Consider the following 15269-nt stretch of genomic DNA (forward strand, 5'->3'; position numbering starts at 1 on the left):
CACTACATTAATCTTGGAGTCTCCTCTGCACTAGAAAGTCAAGTGCATAGATCAACGATGTGGGAGAAACCTGCTTGTATTACACACCGACTGCTGCTCGTTTACGCACGAACGGAAGGCGTTCAGTCTCTGCCTTAGTCTCCAAGTTGGGACAAATGGTTCGGGCTGCAAGCTCTGCTGGCGGGTGATCTTGCCAACCTGATAACAACCCTTGCAGTTCAGAGCGCAAGAGTTGCAATGATTCAATCTGCTCGGTGATTTGTTGTACTTTCTGCTGGAGATTCTGCTTCACATCATCGCAAGGCAGTTGCCCTTGATCATGCACTGCCAGAATCTCTTGAACCTCCCGTAGACTCAGACCCAACGACTGCGATCGCTTGATAAAGGCTAGCCGCCCCAGCACGTTTGGCTCAAAAAGCCGATAGTTTGCTTCTGAGCGACGCACCGCTGGTGTAAGCAAGCCAATTTCTTCGTAGTAGCGAATTGTTTTGATTGGCAAATGGCTAACAGCAGCCACTTCGCCAATCTTCAACAAGCCGTTCATTTCAGTTGTAACCATGTTCCAATCTCGCCTCTGACAACTTCAATCACTTTCTATTTCTATCTTGGAGTCTCCAGTTCGCTAGAGAGTCAAGGGTGCAGTGAAAAAAGGGTGCCAGTGCTTGAAAGAGCTGTGCTGTCGGGTTTATTAAAGCATCAGCAAATTAGCCAGCATCAAAATTGAACGCTTCCTGGTTGCTACGCCATTACTGCTGCCATCTCTTTCCCGTAATTGGGAGATGAACTCGCACTTTGGAGCGACAGTGATTTCATTCTAATTTCATAACTCTCTGCAACCCTGAAGAGGTGTCTCCATTTTGGATGTCTTCAAATGGACTTTGAATCTGGGAATTAAGTAGTTGACTCTCTAGTTAACTGGAGCATTCAGACTAACAACATACCCTTTACAAGCCTTATCTAAGGCACAACGAAATTTATGTCGCACAACTTCTTCGCAAAAACGAGTTTTCTAGTTCTAACCCTAGGAGCGATCTCCAGCAGTAGCGTCTTGAACGCTTGCTCTACTTCCGCTCAAAACCAAGTTCAAGCCCCTAGTCCTGCTGCTACTGATGCTGGAGCGATGCAGGGCATGGATCACAGCAAGATGGGCGGCATGAATCATGACATGGATCTAGGTCCTGCTAACGCTGAGTTTGACCTGCGTTTTATCGATGGGATGACTCCCCACCATGAAGGAGCGGTCGTCATGGCACAGGAGGCTTTGCAGAAATCTCAGCGTCCTGAGATCAAAAAATTAGCCCAAGCTATTATCACTGCCCAAAACAAAGAAAAGGCTCAGATGAACCAGTGGCGAACAACCTGGTATCCCAACGTGGATGCTACGCCAATGGCATGGCACGCCAAAATGGGGCACTCCATGTCCATGTCTGAGGAGCAAAAGACAAGCATGATGATGACGATGGATTTGGGAAAAGCTGATGCCGAGTTCGATCTCCGCTTTCTCAATGCCATGATTCCGCATCACGAAGGCGCAGTCGTCATGGCGAATGATGCTTTGGCTAAATCTAAGCGTCCTGAAATCCAAAAAATGGCTCAAGAGATCATTACTTCTCAAAAAGCCGAGATTGATCAGATGCAGCAGTGGAAACGAGCCTGGTACAAGCAATAGTTCTGGCTGCAAGATTTCATGCTGATTTCATTCCTGCCTGAAACACTGGTGATTGAGTGCTGTGCCAAGGAACCCGTCAATGATTCACCCTCCAAAACGCTCTACTGCTCGAATCTCTACGACTCTGCTGACATTACTGTTACTGTCAACGCCGCTGCGCGTTTTGGCTCATGCGGGACACGGCAATGAGTTTCAAAGCGGGAGCCACGCGGCTCAGTCAGCAGATGCGATCCAGGTCGATACGGAAACAACAAAGCGGCTGGGTTTGAAGGTCGAACCTATCTCGCGTCAACGCTTGGCGTTTGGCATCAAAACCACGGGACAAATTGAATCACTGCCAAACCAGCAGGTTGAAGTGACCACTCCAGTCAGGGGAACCGTAACGCGGCTCTTGGTGCAGCCCGGAGATGCAGTGAGTGCAGGTCAGGCAGTGGCAATCATGACTAGTCCAGAACTAGCAGAACTGCGAACGACTGCCTTAGATCGCCAGACGGAGGCGATCGGCTCTACCCAACAGGCACAAGCCGATTTGCGGCTGGCACAGCAAAACTTTGCTCAACAACAGAAAATTGCCGCAACGGACGTGGCTCAAGCCCAGACACAATTCAGCTTTGCTCAGGAGCGCTTTGACAAGGACAGAGAACTGGCTGCCAATGGTGGTATTCCTCGACGCACCTTTCTAGAATCGGAAACCAAACTAGCAGAAGCAAAAGCGGCACTCACCAAAGCTGCCAGTCGTTTAGAGGTTTCCGAAGCAGCCGCACAATTGCGACGGGCTGAAGCATCCGTACAAGTGGCTCAATCACGAGTGAAACTTAGTGCCGAAACCTATCAAACGCGGCTACGACAACTGGGCGCAAGTGCCAACGAGGATGGCACAATCACGATCGCGGCTCCCATTGCAGGCATCGTTGCTGATCGGGAAACTACGGCTGGCGAATCGGGTGAGGACGCAGGCAAAAAGGTGATGACCATCATCAACGGCAGCAGTGTTCAGGTCAGCGCCAACATCTATGAAAAAGACGTCGATCGACTTCAAACCGGGCAACGAGTCCAGATCAGAGTTGCCAGTTTACCGAGCCGTACCTTCACAGGACAAATTAGCGTCATTGGTTCCGTTGTCCAGGGCGAAACCCGCGTGATGCCTGTGAAAGCACAACTGGACAATCCGAATGGGGTGCTGAAACCAGGCATGTTTGCGACGTTGGAAGTGTTAACAGACCGCACTCCCGTTGCACTATTAACAATTCCTAAATCGGCACTGGTGACAACCAGCGATAAAAAGACAATCGTCTTTGTGCAGAACGGCACTGCGTTTCAACCGACAGAAGTCACATTGGGCAGAGAAGCAGGCGAGTTGGTTGAAGTTAAAAACGGATTGTTTGATGGCGATCGCATTGTGACTCAGCGTGCGAACCAGTTGTATGCTCAGTCGCTACGCGGTGGTAGCAAGCCAGCCGATGATCATGGGGAAACAAGTGCTGCCCCAGCTTCTACCTCACAAACTACCATTCCCTGGTGGGTTGGTATTCCGGTTGGGGGCGCAATTATGGCAGGTGCGTTTTGGGCTGGAATGGCGTGGGCAAAGCGTCGTCACCGCAAGACGTTTATTCCAGTGCCCAATGGTCATAAACCCCATGAATCTTTTGGTGACTTAAGCATGAGTGATTATGAGGCTCACAGTTCACTAACATCGCCCTCCTTAAAATCAGCGTCTGATTGTCATCCTCATCAACCGCGCTAGGCAAATCGTTATGCTGAGTTCCATTATTCAATGGGCGATCGCCCGACGCTGGCTAGTCATTCTGGGCGCAATGATCCTGACTATCTGGATTTTTCGCACCATTAGCCAGATGCCGTTGGATGTGTTTCCCACCTTTGCACCACCGCAAGTGGAAATTCAAACCGAAGCGCCAGGACTGGCTCCCGAAGAAGTGGAATCGCTGGTGACGTTACAGATCGAGAGCGCAATCAACGGCACACCAGGCGTAAGTGCAGTGCGGTCTTCTAGTGCAGCCAGTATTTCAGTGGTGCGAGTCGTGTTCAACTGGGGCACTGATATTTATCAGGCAAGACAGCTTGTAACGGAACGATTACAGTCGGCTCAAAGCAAACTGCCAGCAGGCATTGAAACTCCACAGATTGCGCCCATCAGTTCGCCAATTGGCACGATCGTTACCTACGCTTTCACTTCTAAAACCACTGACCTGATGGAAGTACGGCGCATCGTCGATTGGCAAGTCACGAATCGTTTGCTGGCGGTGCCGGGAGTCACGCAAGTGATAGTCTTTGGCGGCGATGTGCGGCAATATCAAGTGCTAGTTACGCCTGAAAAACTTCAGGCGTTTAACGTCTCCCTCCAAGACGTATCAGACGCAGTGGTAGCGGCAAATGTGAATGCACCGGGTGGCTATTTGATCACGCCTGATCGCGAGAAGCTGATCCGAGGCATTGGGCGGATTGAAGACATCGAAGCTCTAAAGCAATCGGTGATTGTTGCCCGGAATGGCACACCTGTCAGAATTACAGACGTAGCTGATGTGCAAATTGGGGCAGCCGTAAAACGAGGCGATGCCAGCGTCAACGCTCAAAAAGCGGTTGTAGCGATCGTCAACAAACAGCCCCAAGCCGATACACCTACCGTCACCCGCGCCGTTGAAGCCGCGATGACCGAGGTGAAAGCAGGATTGCCAGAAGATATCCAGGTTGCCACGACGTTTCGCCAGGAGACATACATTGATGCCTCGATCTACAACGTCCGAGAGGCATTAATCGAAGGCAGCATCATCGTTGCTCTGATCCTGATTCCGTTCTTAATGAATTGGCGCAATCTAGCAGTCTGTTTGGCAGCTCTGCCTCTGTCCTTATTGATCGGGGTGCTAGCGCTCAATTGGCTCGGACAGGGCTTAAACACCATGACTCTGGGAGGTTTGGCGGTTGCGATCGGCTCTGCGGTGGATGACGCGATCGTGGATGCTGAGAATGTCTATCGCTGCCTGCGGGAGAACAAGTACTCTTCTAATCCTCGCCCTGTTCTAGAGGTGGTATTTGAGGGGTGTCAGGAAGTACGCGATTCGGTCTTTGGAGCCACTATCATTACGATCGTTGTCTTCTCGCCGATCTTTGCGCTGACGGGTGTAGAAGGCAGTATTTTCATCCCTATGGGGTTGGGCTACCTGGCAGCAGTACTGGCTTCCAGCGTTGTTGCCCTCACCGTCACACCTGCCTTGTGCGCGATTTTGCTGCCCTACGGTCGCCTACCTGGACAAGAACCCTGGGTTGCTCGGTTTTTCAAAGGAATTTATTTGCCACTGCTGAACTTTTCGATGCGGCGATCGACCGTTATTTTAGGCATTGCGGTAGCAAGTTTAGTAGCAGCAGCGATTGTGGTGCCATCGTTTGGACGGATCTTTCTTCCAGAGTTTCAGGAACAATCGCTGGTCAATACGCTGCTGCTCTATCCCGGCTCATCGCTGGAAGCAACAAACAGTGCGGCATCGGTACTGGAACATAAACTGAAAGACAATCCCAGCTTTCAAAGCATTCAAGTGCGATCAGGTCGGGCGGCAGGCGATGCCGATGCCGCAGGCGTGAACTTGGCTCACTTGGATGTGGAGTTGAGCGAGGCAGGCATGAAAGACCGCAAAGCCAGCGTGGAACTGTTGCGACAAGAATTTGCCAAAGTGCCAGGGGCAGCGCCCAACGTAGGCGGCTTTATTTCTCACCGGATGGATGAAGTGCTGTCAGGAGTACGTAGCGCGATCGCTGTCAAAATCTTTGGTCCTGAATTGGAGCAACTCCGCACCCTCGGACAGCAGGTGAATGATGTCATGCAGTCAGTCGAAAGCGTTGTTGATCTCCAGCTTGAACCACAAATTCCGGTCGAGCAGATTCAGATTCAGTTCGATCGCGTGGCTGCTGCTCGGTATGGTTTAACGATTGGGCAACTGTCAGAAACGATTGAGACAGCGCTGAATGGACGAGTGGTTTCGCAAGTATTAGAGCAACAGCAAACCTTTGATCTCGTAGTGTGGCTCAAGCCAGAAGCCCGTCAAAGCTTAGACACCATTGGCAATCTCATGGTCGATACGCCCAGTGGCAACAAAATTCCGCTGGCACAGGTGGCAAAAGTTCAGGAGGGCACGGGACCCAACACGATTAATCGTGAAAATGTCTCTCGCTTGCTGGTGGTCGCAGCCAACGCCCAGGGTAGAGACTTGCGATCGGTCGTGAATGACATTCAAACTAACGTGAAACAACGAGTGCAGCTTCCTGCTGGTTACTACATCCAGTACGCAGGGCAGTTTGAAGCGGAGGAACGCGCCAGCCAAAACATTGTGCTCTTTAGCGCGATCGCCTTCATCGTGATCACGATCATCATGTATCTCTCAGTGAAATCGGTTGCCTCCACCGTCATGATCATGATTAATCTGCCCCTAGCGTTGGTCGGGGGTGTGATTGCGGTCGCACTGACAGGGGGCATCTTGTCGATCGCCTCACTCGTCGGCTTTGTCACGCTGTTTGGCGTTGCTACCCGCAACGGTTTGCTGCTGGTAGATAACTACAACACCAAATTTGCCGCCGGAATGCCGTTGAAAGATCTCCTAATACAAGGGTCGATGGAACGGCTCAACGCGATTCTGATGACAGCCTTTACCTCAGCTTTGGGTTTAGCGCCGCTAGTGATTGCAGGTGGACCTGGGAAAGAACTGCTGCAACCCCTGTCGATCGTGGTTTTAGGGGGACTTTTCACCTCTACGGCTCTGACGCTGCTGATTTTACCCGCGCTCTATGCCAGATTCGGCAAGTACTTGTTTCCCAAACGGTCAATCGTTGAGAACGGCAAAGTCTCTCAGCCAGGAATGGAACGCCTGCCAGAGAAAGCTTGACCGTTTGAGTCAAACAGTTTTGTTCATTCATATCAGGAGAAAAATCGTGCAATTAAAAATGAATGTGATGACAATGACGGCGATCGGATTGCTCTTCTTGGGCGCTTGCAGCAGTGGCAACCAATCGACTGCTCCTACCAGTAGCCCTATGACTTCTACGCCTGCGGCAACTCAACCTTCTACTGCTGCGACTCCTGCTGCTAAAGCTGAAACTGGTGAAAATCATGGTGGACAAGGTGGACAGGTGATTGAATCTGGTCCCTACCACTTGGAGTTGGTGACTGCAAAAGAATCAACGGGAACTCACATCGACTTCTTCTTGCAGAAAGGAGATAACCACGAATCGATTTCCAACGCAAAGGTGACAGCTCAAGTGCAGTTACCCGATGGTAGCCAGAAAGCGTTGGCGATGAAGTATGACGCAGGTGATAAGCATTACACGGCAATTCTGCCCAGTGCTGCCGCAGGAGAGTACAAAGTTGCCATTCTGTCAGACATCAAGGGCGAGAAAGTGAATGGACGCTTCAGCTTTAAGCAATAACACTGATTCGCATTTCATTCTGATTTCATTTCTTAGCCTTAAGCTGAAAGTGAGGCTGCTCTGAAAGAGCCTTTATCAGTCTGTTTAATGATTCAATGAGGAGCAAACATGAACAAATTGCACGGGATTAAGGTTGCTGCTGGCGCGATCGCCCTACTATCCATTGCAATGCTCACGGCTGTGAGTGCTGCAAGAAAATGATGGAGAAAAAGATGAACGATAGTCAGAACAAAATGCCTGGAATGGATCACTCAGCACCAGTAGGAAAGTAGGTATCGTTAGTCTCCTTAAACTGATTGATTGAGCTTTTCCTAACCATCGGAGGTGTTTCAATCAATACTTCTGGTTCAGAGTACAGCGTTGCCAGACAGGTACGGCTGTTTATCAAGCGATCGTATGCGAGTGTTGCTGGTGGAAGATGAACTTGATTTGGGAACTGCGATTCATCGGGTTCTGAACCGAGAAAAGTATGTGGTGGACTGGGTACAGGATGGCAGCGAAGCTTGGGCTTACCTCGATCACTCCAGCGTTCACTATACTTTAGCCATTCTGGACTGGATGCTACCCGGTTTGACTGGTGTAGAGTTGTGCCAACGACTCCGCACTCAGAACAATCCGCTTCCCATTCTGCTGCTGACTGCAAGAGATCGGATGGAAGATAAAGTCGCTGGACTCGATGCCGGAGCCGATGATTACCTGGTTAAGCCGTTTGGCATGGCAGAACTGTTGGCAAGAATGCGGGCGCTGCAACGGCGATCGCCCGACCTTCACCCCAAACAACTCCAGGCGGGCAAGTTGACGCTTGACTACAACGGATACACCGTTTGTTCGCAAGAACTCAATGGGCAGCAAGTCGCTATTCCTCTGACCACAAAGGAATTTCAGACCTTGGAATACTTCATGAAACATTCCAGCCGGATCGTAACGAGCGAGCAACTCATGAATCAATTGTGGGAAGTGGGTGCAGAACCCACCAGCAATGTGGTTGCTGCTCAAATTCGATTGCTGCGACGTAAGCTGGCAGAAGTCGGGTGTGATGGATTCATTGAAACGGTTCATGGCATCGGCTATCGATTCAACATGCCTTATGCATCAGAATAAGCTGTTCAACCGCACTCGTGCCCAACTTGCAGGCTGCTATGCCGCAGTCATGGGAGTCATTCTCATCCTGAGTGGGCTAACGATTCATCAGATGCTCGCGATCACCCACTGGCAGGCGGTTGAACAGGAACTAGAATCCATTTCAGGAACCTTGCATGACACCCTGGAACCGAAGCTCAAGCAACCCAACCGCATTGAGCCTGCAATCAATCAAGCTCTACCAGGCTTATGTGTTGCCCAAACGGATTGCTCAAATGGCGATCAAGATCGGCATATTCTGGGCATTGTGCAACAAGGCAACTACTACGTGCGCTTTTTCGCTCAATCCGGAGAACTCATAGCAAGCTTAGGCAACCAACCAGCAGGATTCCCACCTTCAGAACCGAAAGAAGGGTGGAGGACGCTGCAAGATCAGCGGGGTACGCGCTATCACCAAATTACTCTGTTGCTGAAAACGGCTACAAGTTCCCCCTGGGGCTATATGCAGATTGGGCGATCGCTCAAAGAATATGATGATCACCTTGCCACCGTGCGGTTACTGCTGGCAATTGGATTGCCGCTCTCGATGCTGGCAGTTGCAGGTGCAAGTTGGTGGCTGGCTGGACTAGCAATGCGTCCCGTCTACCAGTCTTATCGACAGATGCAACAGTTCACGGCTGATGCGGCTCACGAACTCCGCACCCCGATCGCTGCCATCCGCGCCAATGTCGAATCAGTTCAGGGTGTTGATGATCCGTCAAAGCAAGAAATGCAAGAAACGTTAGGGGCAGTCGCTCGTCAAAATAATCGACTGGCGCACCTAGTGCAAGATCTTTTGCTACTCTCCCGCATGGAATCTCCTACAGAGACGCTGCGCGAACAAAAGGTGCTGACGGAAAAACAACAATCCTGCTGCCTCAATGACCTGATTCAGGATCTAGTAGAAAGTTTGTCAGTCTTAGAAATTGCTGCCTCTATCAAGCTGTTAACGCACTTTCCAGTTAAAGCACCATTGTGGATTACGGGTGATGAAAATCAACTGGTTCGCTTATTCTCTAATCTCATTGTTAACGCTCTGCAATACACGCCTCCTGGTGGCATTGTCACAGTGACTTTAGAGCGTGATGAAACTCACGCTTTGATCCAGGTTGAGGATACTGGCATTGGAATTGCTCTATCAGACCAGTCCCGTATTTTCGATCGCTTCTACCGGGTCAACAGCGATCGCTCTCGCCATACCGGAGGAGCCGGGTTGGGGTTGGCAATTGCGAAGGCGATCGCCCAATCGCATCATGGCAGCATTACAGTCGAGAGCGAGTTTGGCAAGGGCAGCACATTCACTGTACATTTGCCTTCAATTCAGGGAGTGAAGTGAGGACGGTTACACGTAGGACTGTGTTTCTCAAGTCCCCGCAATTGCGCCTTCTTACCCTTCAAGGGGTTGAGCCGAGATACGGGCAAAAAAGTGCAAGATAGACTGGAAAGCCTGAGCTAGATTGGGTTTTATGGAATTTATTAAAGTCAGGTTCAGAATCTGAACTATTGCGCAGACGGCAATTAGTCAAGTCAATGAGACCGCACTACTTTGGCTACAACGTATAGGTTACGCTCCTTCTCGAACAGCAATTCCAAATTCAAAAATTTAAGAGGAATCAGTGATAGGAGAGGGGTCTGCATCGGAGAGCATAAAGTCAATTAGATGCTGCCAACTATTGAATAGCAAATACTTAGTCAGGCTGAGGATGTCTTGAAAGAAACCCTTGCGAGTGCCCCGTTGGTGGCGAATTTTCTGATAAGACGTGTCCACTAGATGAAGCACTGTATGGAACAGGAAAGCCAGGAGATTGAGCGTGAGCAAAAAGTTGGCTAAATGCTGTTGCCCATGCCCAAAGTTGTGTTCGAGATGGTACCCCTTGGTTTTGAGGACATTGTGATTTTCGTTTTCGGTCTTCCACCGACTTCTACCAGCAGCGACCACTGAGGCAACGGTGGTATGACCCAAGCGATGGTGGGTGATGAAGGCATTGTGGTAGAGCACCTGAGCGTCGTGTTCCCGGGTAACGACCAGTTCGCACCAATTGACCAGCAAGGCGGGTTGAGTGTCCCGAATCGGCACGAGATTGGCATAGCGGTAGTGATAAATCGCTGGAGTGCGCTGGTGGCATTGCCGGATTTCTAGGGTCTCGAGCGCCCCCAAAACCTCAAGCACGTGCAAGCGCTCGTACAGGGCAGGGTGAGAGTCGGGTAGAGCGGTAAAAATGAAGTTTATGCCAAGCTCTATACACTGCTGAACCATCGGTTGACGACTATAGAGGTCATCCCCAAGCAGCGTTATTGGGTGTTGGGCAAATTGCCCCGCATGGGTCTGCATCCAGCGTTTAGCCGCCACCACTTCGCAGTCTTGTTTCACAGACCCATCTTGCGGACTGATAAATTCGGGGACTAAGGCAATCACCTGCGACTGACCAGGAGCGACAATCACGGGTAGAATCGCGCTATGAAAATAGGTCACACGCCCATTTTTATGCGTTCGAGTTGAACACTGCTGACACTGAATTTTCTGCGAACTGAAATATTGCGTCCCGTCTAAGGTGACTAACAAATGCCCTCCCAAGCAGTGGTATGCCTGCAAGTATCCCCCTTGCCTCAAACCTCGATACACCTGCTCAAACACACCCGTTAGGACAGGTGCAGCCAGGTGATCCAAAATATTGCGGATTTGCGGTGTACTCGGAATTTGAGCTAACCCAAACAATGTTTGAGCGTTATCCTTGCCCTGCCGACTCTGCATTTGCCGTTGGTGCTCCAGGAAAGACTCGCACTGCATGAAAAACACGCTAAACGCTGCCAAGATTGCGTCACTCACGCTGTAGCGGGTGCCGTTACTCGCTTGCCTTGGGTCTTCAATCCGACTGATGGCTTGATGCAGATAGCCTAACAACACCCCAAAACTTAAAGGCAATGATTCCATCACCGTGCTCCCACGAGGTGTTTCCTTATCCTCCAGTCTGATTCAGCGAGTTGTCAAAGTTTTGAATTTGGAATTGCTGATTCACCGCTTTGAGTTGACACTCTTTTTTTTAACTCCTTAATCACGGTAGTCGGACTAATATGAAGCACACGGGCAGTATCTCGGATGCCGCTACCATTGATCGCCATATCGCTAATTTGTTGCTTGACTTCCGGCACATATCCTTGATACTCATACCGCAAAATAAAGGTGCGCCGATGGCACTGGGTGTTTTGACAAAAATAGCGCTGTTTGCCGTCTGGAGTGGTGCCGTGTTTGATCACTTCGACTCCATCACATTGAGGGCAGTCAATCGGCTCTAAAACCATGCTTGAGTCTCCGCAATCTTTGAGTCTTTTATCAAGGTAGTCTTTATTATCGAAAACAACAAGTTTGAAACATTACCTCTGAGTCGAGCCAGACCGCTCTTGAAGCATCATTGTCAGTTACCATACTGATTATTACATCCGCTTGCTCCGCTGCGGCACGTGGAGTTGCAGCCACAATAGCTCCGAGATCGACCAGTGGCTTTGCCTTTTCAGCCGTGCGATTATAGACAACGACTGGGTAATTGGCACTGAGCAGATTTTGTGCGATCCGCAATCCCATCGCACCCAGTCCTAACACTGCAATTTTTTGGGTAACCATCGTAAATAGCCTCTAAATTGATTGAGCGATCGGTCACTATCTCACCTAATTAGGCACAGACCTTCTGGACGTTAGGTAACTGGTTGACCAAATTCCACCAAGTTCGTAGTTTCGGAACCTGAGCCGTCACGTCCTCAAATTCTGGTGTTAGCGCGAGGTAGACGAAGACGGGAATTAGATAAAAATTCGCAATGCTCAGACTATAGCCCTAAACATTTATATTAGGACTTATACTAGAGGAAAGAAACCCATCAAACAATATCAATGCCTGCCCCCTATAGTGAAGACCTACGCCAAAAAGCAACTGCTGCGGTTGAGCGTGGAGTCCGCAAAAGCGAAGTGAGCCGAATGCTGAACATCAGCCGCAACACGCTCGACCTGTGGCTGAAGCGACAGGAACAAACTGGCACCTGCCAAGCGATCACCCATTATCAGCGGGGAAATAGACATAAAATCACGGACTGGCAACGGTTTCGTGAGTTTGCCCAAGCCCATGGAGGCAAGACTCAAGGGGAGATGGCGAAGTTATGGGGCGAAGGGGTCACGCAGCAGAACATCAGTCACGCGCTGCGAAAACTGGGTTTGAGTCGAAAAAAAAGACGTACGGCTACCGAGAGCGCGATGAGCAGAAGCGTCAAGCCTTTCAAGAGCAGTTGAAGACAAGGTCTGTCACTGGGTTGGTGTATGTGGATGAAGCAGGCATTGATAACCGAGAGGAGTATCCCTATGGCTACTGCGAGGTGGGTCAACGCTTTTGTGCCCTCAAGGCGGGCAAACGTACCGAACGAGTCAGTTGGATTGCCGCTTTGTGCGAGGGAAACCTGATTGCGCCTTTGACCTTTGAAGGGTCTTGCAACCGAGACTTGTTCGAGATGTGGTTAGAGCACTGCCTCCTGCCTCAATTGCAACCCGGGAATGCGATTGTGATTGACAATGCCAGTTTTCACCGCTCTCAATACATCAATGAAATTGTGGCAAAGGCAGGATGTGAACTCTGGTATCTTCCCGCCTATTCTCCTGACTTGAACAAGATTGAGCGATGGTGGTTTGTGCTCAAAAATTGGATGCGGCAACGATGGGATGAGTTTGACACCTTTCGTGAGTGTGTCGATGCCGCGTTTAAGTATTGTCCTAACGTATATGCGTAGTGCTATACTACCCAAGAGATAGGGATTACCAATCATCAAGGACTCGATCGCTGCCATTGCTTTTTTAATGGGTGGAAGCGTGGCGTTCACCCTTTCCTGATCCGGTTGACCGCCCTGCATAGGGGCAAAATCGCTGCCCCAAAAGCGTCGCAAATGCAGAATAGAGGTAGTGATCAATGATTCTGGTAATTTGATACATGCGAGCCTTGAGCAATGGGTCGGCAGGGCTAAATTGGTGACTTGCAAAAACAGTATTGAGATAATCCGTGATGGCAGCAGTTTCGTAAATAAACTCTGCATCAACTGCCAGCGTAGGCAACTTACCAAACGGATTGATCGCCAAGTATTCTGCTGACTGATTTTCGCCCTTGAGGAAATCAACTGACTTGATTTCGTAGTCTATGCCAGTTTCCTCTAACAGTAATCGCACTGTTCGGACATAGGTGCTTAACGGTGTTCCATATACAAGTAACTTAGGCATGCTTTCTTCTCCTATTTGGTTTACTTTTTTATGTCACTAGCTTTAGCGGAGACGTTTGAGAGCGGCTGAAATGTTTAGTCACCCACTCTGGTGACAATCTCTAACTTTCGTTGATAGTCCTCTAGTTATGAAGTTTGACCAAACAGATGCTGACGCGCTTCTTCATCAAGCGTTTGATTTTCTTTAGTGGGTTCTCCAATCTCGTAAGCTCGCTGCACCGCCGATCGAGCAGCAATTCGTTGTGCCCAATTTGCAACGTGATCAAACTCTCGACCTAAATCAATTTCAATTAAGTCAACAATCTTGACCCAGGGGTAAGCAGCCATATCGGCAATCGAATAACTGCCTGCTAAATACTCCCGATTAGACAGGCGCTTGTCCATGACACGGAGGAGTCGCCTAGTCTCATCGACGTACCGTTGTTTCGCGTAGGGCACTGCTTTTGGCGCATATCGCATGAAGTGATTTGCTTGCCCTTGGGTAGTGTCATTATGTAAAGGATGGAGAAAAAGAAACCATCTGCTCCCGTCGCAATTGCTCTCGAATCTTTTGATTGTAGTGATGAATGAAATTCCAAATCGTTCCAATGTGATTCTCTAACTTCTTCGAGAACGATAAAGTTTGGCGCACTAAGCGTGAAATGCGTTGTCGTAACGTGTTATTCAACCGCTCAATATAGCTGGTTAACCCAGAATCCTTGTCTACTGCAAAATGTCGTTTGCTCGGTAGCACACAGGCATAGGCTTCCCAGTGGTCGGTGTAGATCCGGGCATATTGTCGATAGCGGCGCGGCAGGCTATCCCATAGGGCTTGCGCTGACTCGGCAGAACGATCACCGACATGACACCCAATGATTTTGCGGGTCGCTACATCCATTGCTAACCAAACCCATTGTTTATTGCCTTTGTCATCCACCAAAGACCACAACTCATCCATCTGAACCGTCAACCTTGCGGTTGTTTTGGGCAGCACCTCAGCTTGTTGGCGCACCTGCTCATAGGTCTGATTGACGTACTGTTGCAACCAACTTTCCGACAGCTTCAGGACTCTAGCAATCCCCGCTAAAGGAATCCGCTCTAGCAATAACCGATCAATTAGAGCCTTGGTATCTTGATCCTTGGGCTTCCACTGGGGATCTTCGACAAACTGACGACCACAGTCTCGGCATTTATGGTTTTGCTTGCCCCGGCGAGTTGTCCCGTTTTTCATGATGTCATCCGATCCACAATTCGGACAGATTAAGTATGGTTTCATGGTTGATCTCGGTTTACTTAAGCCGTTGGCTCTATTTTCCCTCACCCTTTACGAAAAAGCACTACCCTTGCCCTGCCATTGGTCCAAGTCCAGCCATTTGCCACATCAACCATTGCAAAGCATCGTAACGGTCGGGTAACGTGGTTGGATAAAACAGACCTGTTTTCTCTGCTAAGTACAGCAACATCGCCCCTGATTCAAAGACAGCAATGGAATTCTCTGTATCTTTTGGATTGTGATCCACGAGAGCGGGAATGCGATTATTGGGCGCAATCGCCAGAAACGTTGGATCGAACTGCTCACCTCGAAAAATATTGACGAGCTTGAGTGTGTAATCTAGCTTGGTTTCCTCCAGCAAAATTAATGGCTTATACCCATTGGGTGTTGCCCAAAAATATAAATCGATCATGCTGCTGCTGTTATCTCGTTATACAAGACTGATGCGGCTGTCAAACTATATGGAATTGTAGTTGCTGTCGTAAAAGTAATAAAGTCAGACTGATGAACGACTATCGTGCAGGTTTTGCATGAATCACAAGTGATTGGGTA

General features: G+C 49.6%; 13 protein-coding genes and 2 pseudogenes. 7 read left to right on the forward strand and 8 right to left on the reverse strand.

The window, feature by feature from the left end:
* Positions 1-79: 79 nt before the first annotated feature.
* The gene (locus AC1S5B_RS17630) at positions 80-559 is read right to left on the reverse strand and encodes a heavy metal-responsive transcriptional regulator (RefSeq protein WP_482037009.1); all 480 of its coding nucleotides are present in this window, start codon (positions 557-559) and stop codon (positions 80-82) included.
* Between the two features lie 417 nt (positions 560-976).
* Here AC1S5B_RS17630 and AC1S5B_RS17635 point away from each other — a divergent pair, with 417 nt between their 5' ends.
* The 6 genes from AC1S5B_RS17635 to rppB all read left to right on the forward strand — a co-directional run bounded on the left by AC1S5B_RS17635 (position 977) and on the right by rppB (position 9554).
* Entirely contained in the window at positions 977-1669 is a 693-nt protein-coding gene (locus AC1S5B_RS17635) for a DUF305 domain-containing protein (protein ID WP_482037010.1), read from the forward strand.
* A gap of 79 nt (positions 1670-1748) precedes the next feature.
* Complete coding sequence (locus AC1S5B_RS17640; protein WP_482037011.1) at positions 1749-3413, forward strand: efflux RND transporter periplasmic adaptor subunit; 1665 nt, start codon at positions 1749-1751, stop codon at positions 3411-3413.
* 10 nt (positions 3414-3423) lie between these two features.
* Positions 3424-6558 carry an efflux RND transporter permease subunit gene (locus AC1S5B_RS17645; RefSeq protein WP_482037012.1) on the forward strand — a complete coding sequence of 1045 codons (3135 nt, stop codon included), beginning with the start codon at positions 3424-3426 and terminating at the stop codon, positions 6556-6558.
* Between the two features lie 46 nt (positions 6559-6604).
* A complete protein-coding gene (locus AC1S5B_RS17650; protein WP_482037013.1) occupies positions 6605-7099 on the forward strand; it encodes a hypothetical protein in 495 nt (164 codons plus the stop codon).
* Between the two features lie 360 nt (positions 7100-7459).
* A complete protein-coding gene (gene rppA, locus AC1S5B_RS17655) occupies positions 7460-8200 on the forward strand; it encodes a two-component system response regulator RppA (protein ID WP_482037014.1) in 741 nt (246 codons plus the stop codon).
* Entirely contained in the window at positions 8187-9554 is a 1368-nt protein-coding gene (rppB, locus tag AC1S5B_RS17660; protein WP_482037015.1) for a two-component system sensor histidine kinase RppB, read from the forward strand. Before rppA ends, rppB begins: the two co-directional genes overlap by 14 nt.
* Before the next feature lie 351 nt (positions 9555-9905).
* Here rppB and AC1S5B_RS17665 read toward each other — a convergent pair.
* The 3 genes and pseudogenes from AC1S5B_RS17665 to AC1S5B_RS17675 form a co-directional block, all read right to left on the reverse strand.
* Positions 9906-11120: pseudogene (locus AC1S5B_RS17665) on the reverse strand (ISNCY family transposase); the annotation flags it as partial.
* A 134-nt stretch (positions 11121-11254) separates the two neighbouring features.
* A pseudogene (locus tag AC1S5B_RS17670) lies at positions 11255-11518 on the reverse strand (IS1-like element transposase); the annotation flags it as partial.
* A gap of 46 nt (positions 11519-11564) precedes the next feature.
* Entirely contained in the window at positions 11565-11837 is a 273-nt protein-coding gene (locus AC1S5B_RS17675) for an NAD(P)-binding domain-containing protein (RefSeq protein ID WP_482037016.1), read from the reverse strand.
* Positions 11838-12101: 264 nt separating this feature from the next.
* Here AC1S5B_RS17675 and AC1S5B_RS17680 point away from each other — a divergent pair.
* A protein-coding gene (locus AC1S5B_RS17680) for an IS630 family transposase (RefSeq protein WP_482037017.1) occupies positions 12102-12985 on the forward strand; the annotation gives its coding sequence in 2 pieces (ribosomal slippage) (positions 12102-12428 and positions 12431-12985; 882 coding nt in all).
* Positions 12986-13049: 64 nt separating this feature from the next.
* On the opposite strand, the gene AC1S5B_RS17685 is transcribed toward AC1S5B_RS17680, so the two are convergent.
* From AC1S5B_RS17685 to AC1S5B_RS17700, 4 genes are all read right to left on the reverse strand, one after another.
* Positions 13050-13466: a glutathione S-transferase family protein gene (locus AC1S5B_RS17685; RefSeq protein WP_482037018.1), complete on the reverse strand. Its 417-nt coding sequence runs from the start codon at positions 13464-13466 to the stop codon at positions 13050-13052.
* A 125-nt stretch (positions 13467-13591) separates the two neighbouring features.
* Entirely contained in the window at positions 13592-13924 is a 333-nt protein-coding gene (locus AC1S5B_RS17690) for a glutathione binding-like protein (RefSeq protein ID WP_482037019.1), read from the reverse strand.
* 31 nt (positions 13925-13955) lie between these two features.
* On the reverse strand, positions 13956-14720 hold the full coding sequence (locus AC1S5B_RS17695) for an IS1 family transposase (protein ID WP_482037020.1): 765 nt from the start codon (positions 14718-14720) through the stop codon (positions 13956-13958).
* Between the two features lie 61 nt (positions 14721-14781).
* Positions 14782-15129: a glutathione S-transferase N-terminal domain-containing protein gene (locus AC1S5B_RS17700; RefSeq protein WP_482037021.1), complete on the reverse strand. Its 348-nt coding sequence runs from the start codon at positions 15127-15129 to the stop codon at positions 14782-14784.
* Between the last annotated feature and the right edge of the window lie 140 nt (positions 15130-15269).

It is taken from the genome of Leptolyngbya sp. CALU 1928 (assembly GCF_056784215.1).

Coding starts and splice junctions, on each gene's coding strand:
- AC1S5B_RS17630 (WP_482037009.1), bottom strand. CDS start 559: ATGGTTACAACTGAAATGAACGGCTTGTTGAAGATTGGCGAAGTGGCT.
- AC1S5B_RS17635 (WP_482037010.1), top strand. CDS start 977: ATGTCGCACAACTTCTTCGCAAAAACGAGTTTTCTAGTTCTAACCCTA.
- AC1S5B_RS17640 (WP_482037011.1), top strand. CDS start 1,749: ATGATTCACCCTCCAAAACGCTCTACTGCTCGAATCTCTACGACTCTG.
- AC1S5B_RS17645 (WP_482037012.1), top strand. CDS start 3,424: ATGCTGAGTTCCATTATTCAATGGGCGATCGCCCGACGCTGGCTAGTC.
- rppB (WP_482037015.1), top strand. CDS start 8,187: ATGCATCAGAATAAGCTGTTCAACCGCACTCGTGCCCAACTTGCAGGC.
- AC1S5B_RS17675 (WP_482037016.1), bottom strand. CDS start 11,837: ATGGTTACCCAAAAAATTGCAGTGTTAGGACTGGGTGCGATGGGATTG.
- AC1S5B_RS17685 (WP_482037018.1), bottom strand. CDS start 13,466: ATGCCTAAGTTACTTGTATATGGAACACCGTTAAGCACCTATGTCCGA.
- AC1S5B_RS17690 (WP_482037019.1), bottom strand. CDS start 13,924: ATGCGATATGCGCCAAAAGCAGTGCCCTACGCGAAACAACGGTACGTC.
- AC1S5B_RS17695 (WP_482037020.1), bottom strand. CDS start 14,720: ATGAAACCATACTTAATCTGTCCGAATTGTGGATCGGATGACATCATG.
- AC1S5B_RS17700 (WP_482037021.1), bottom strand. CDS start 15,129: ATGATCGATTTATATTTTTGGGCAACACCCAATGGGTATAAGCCATTA.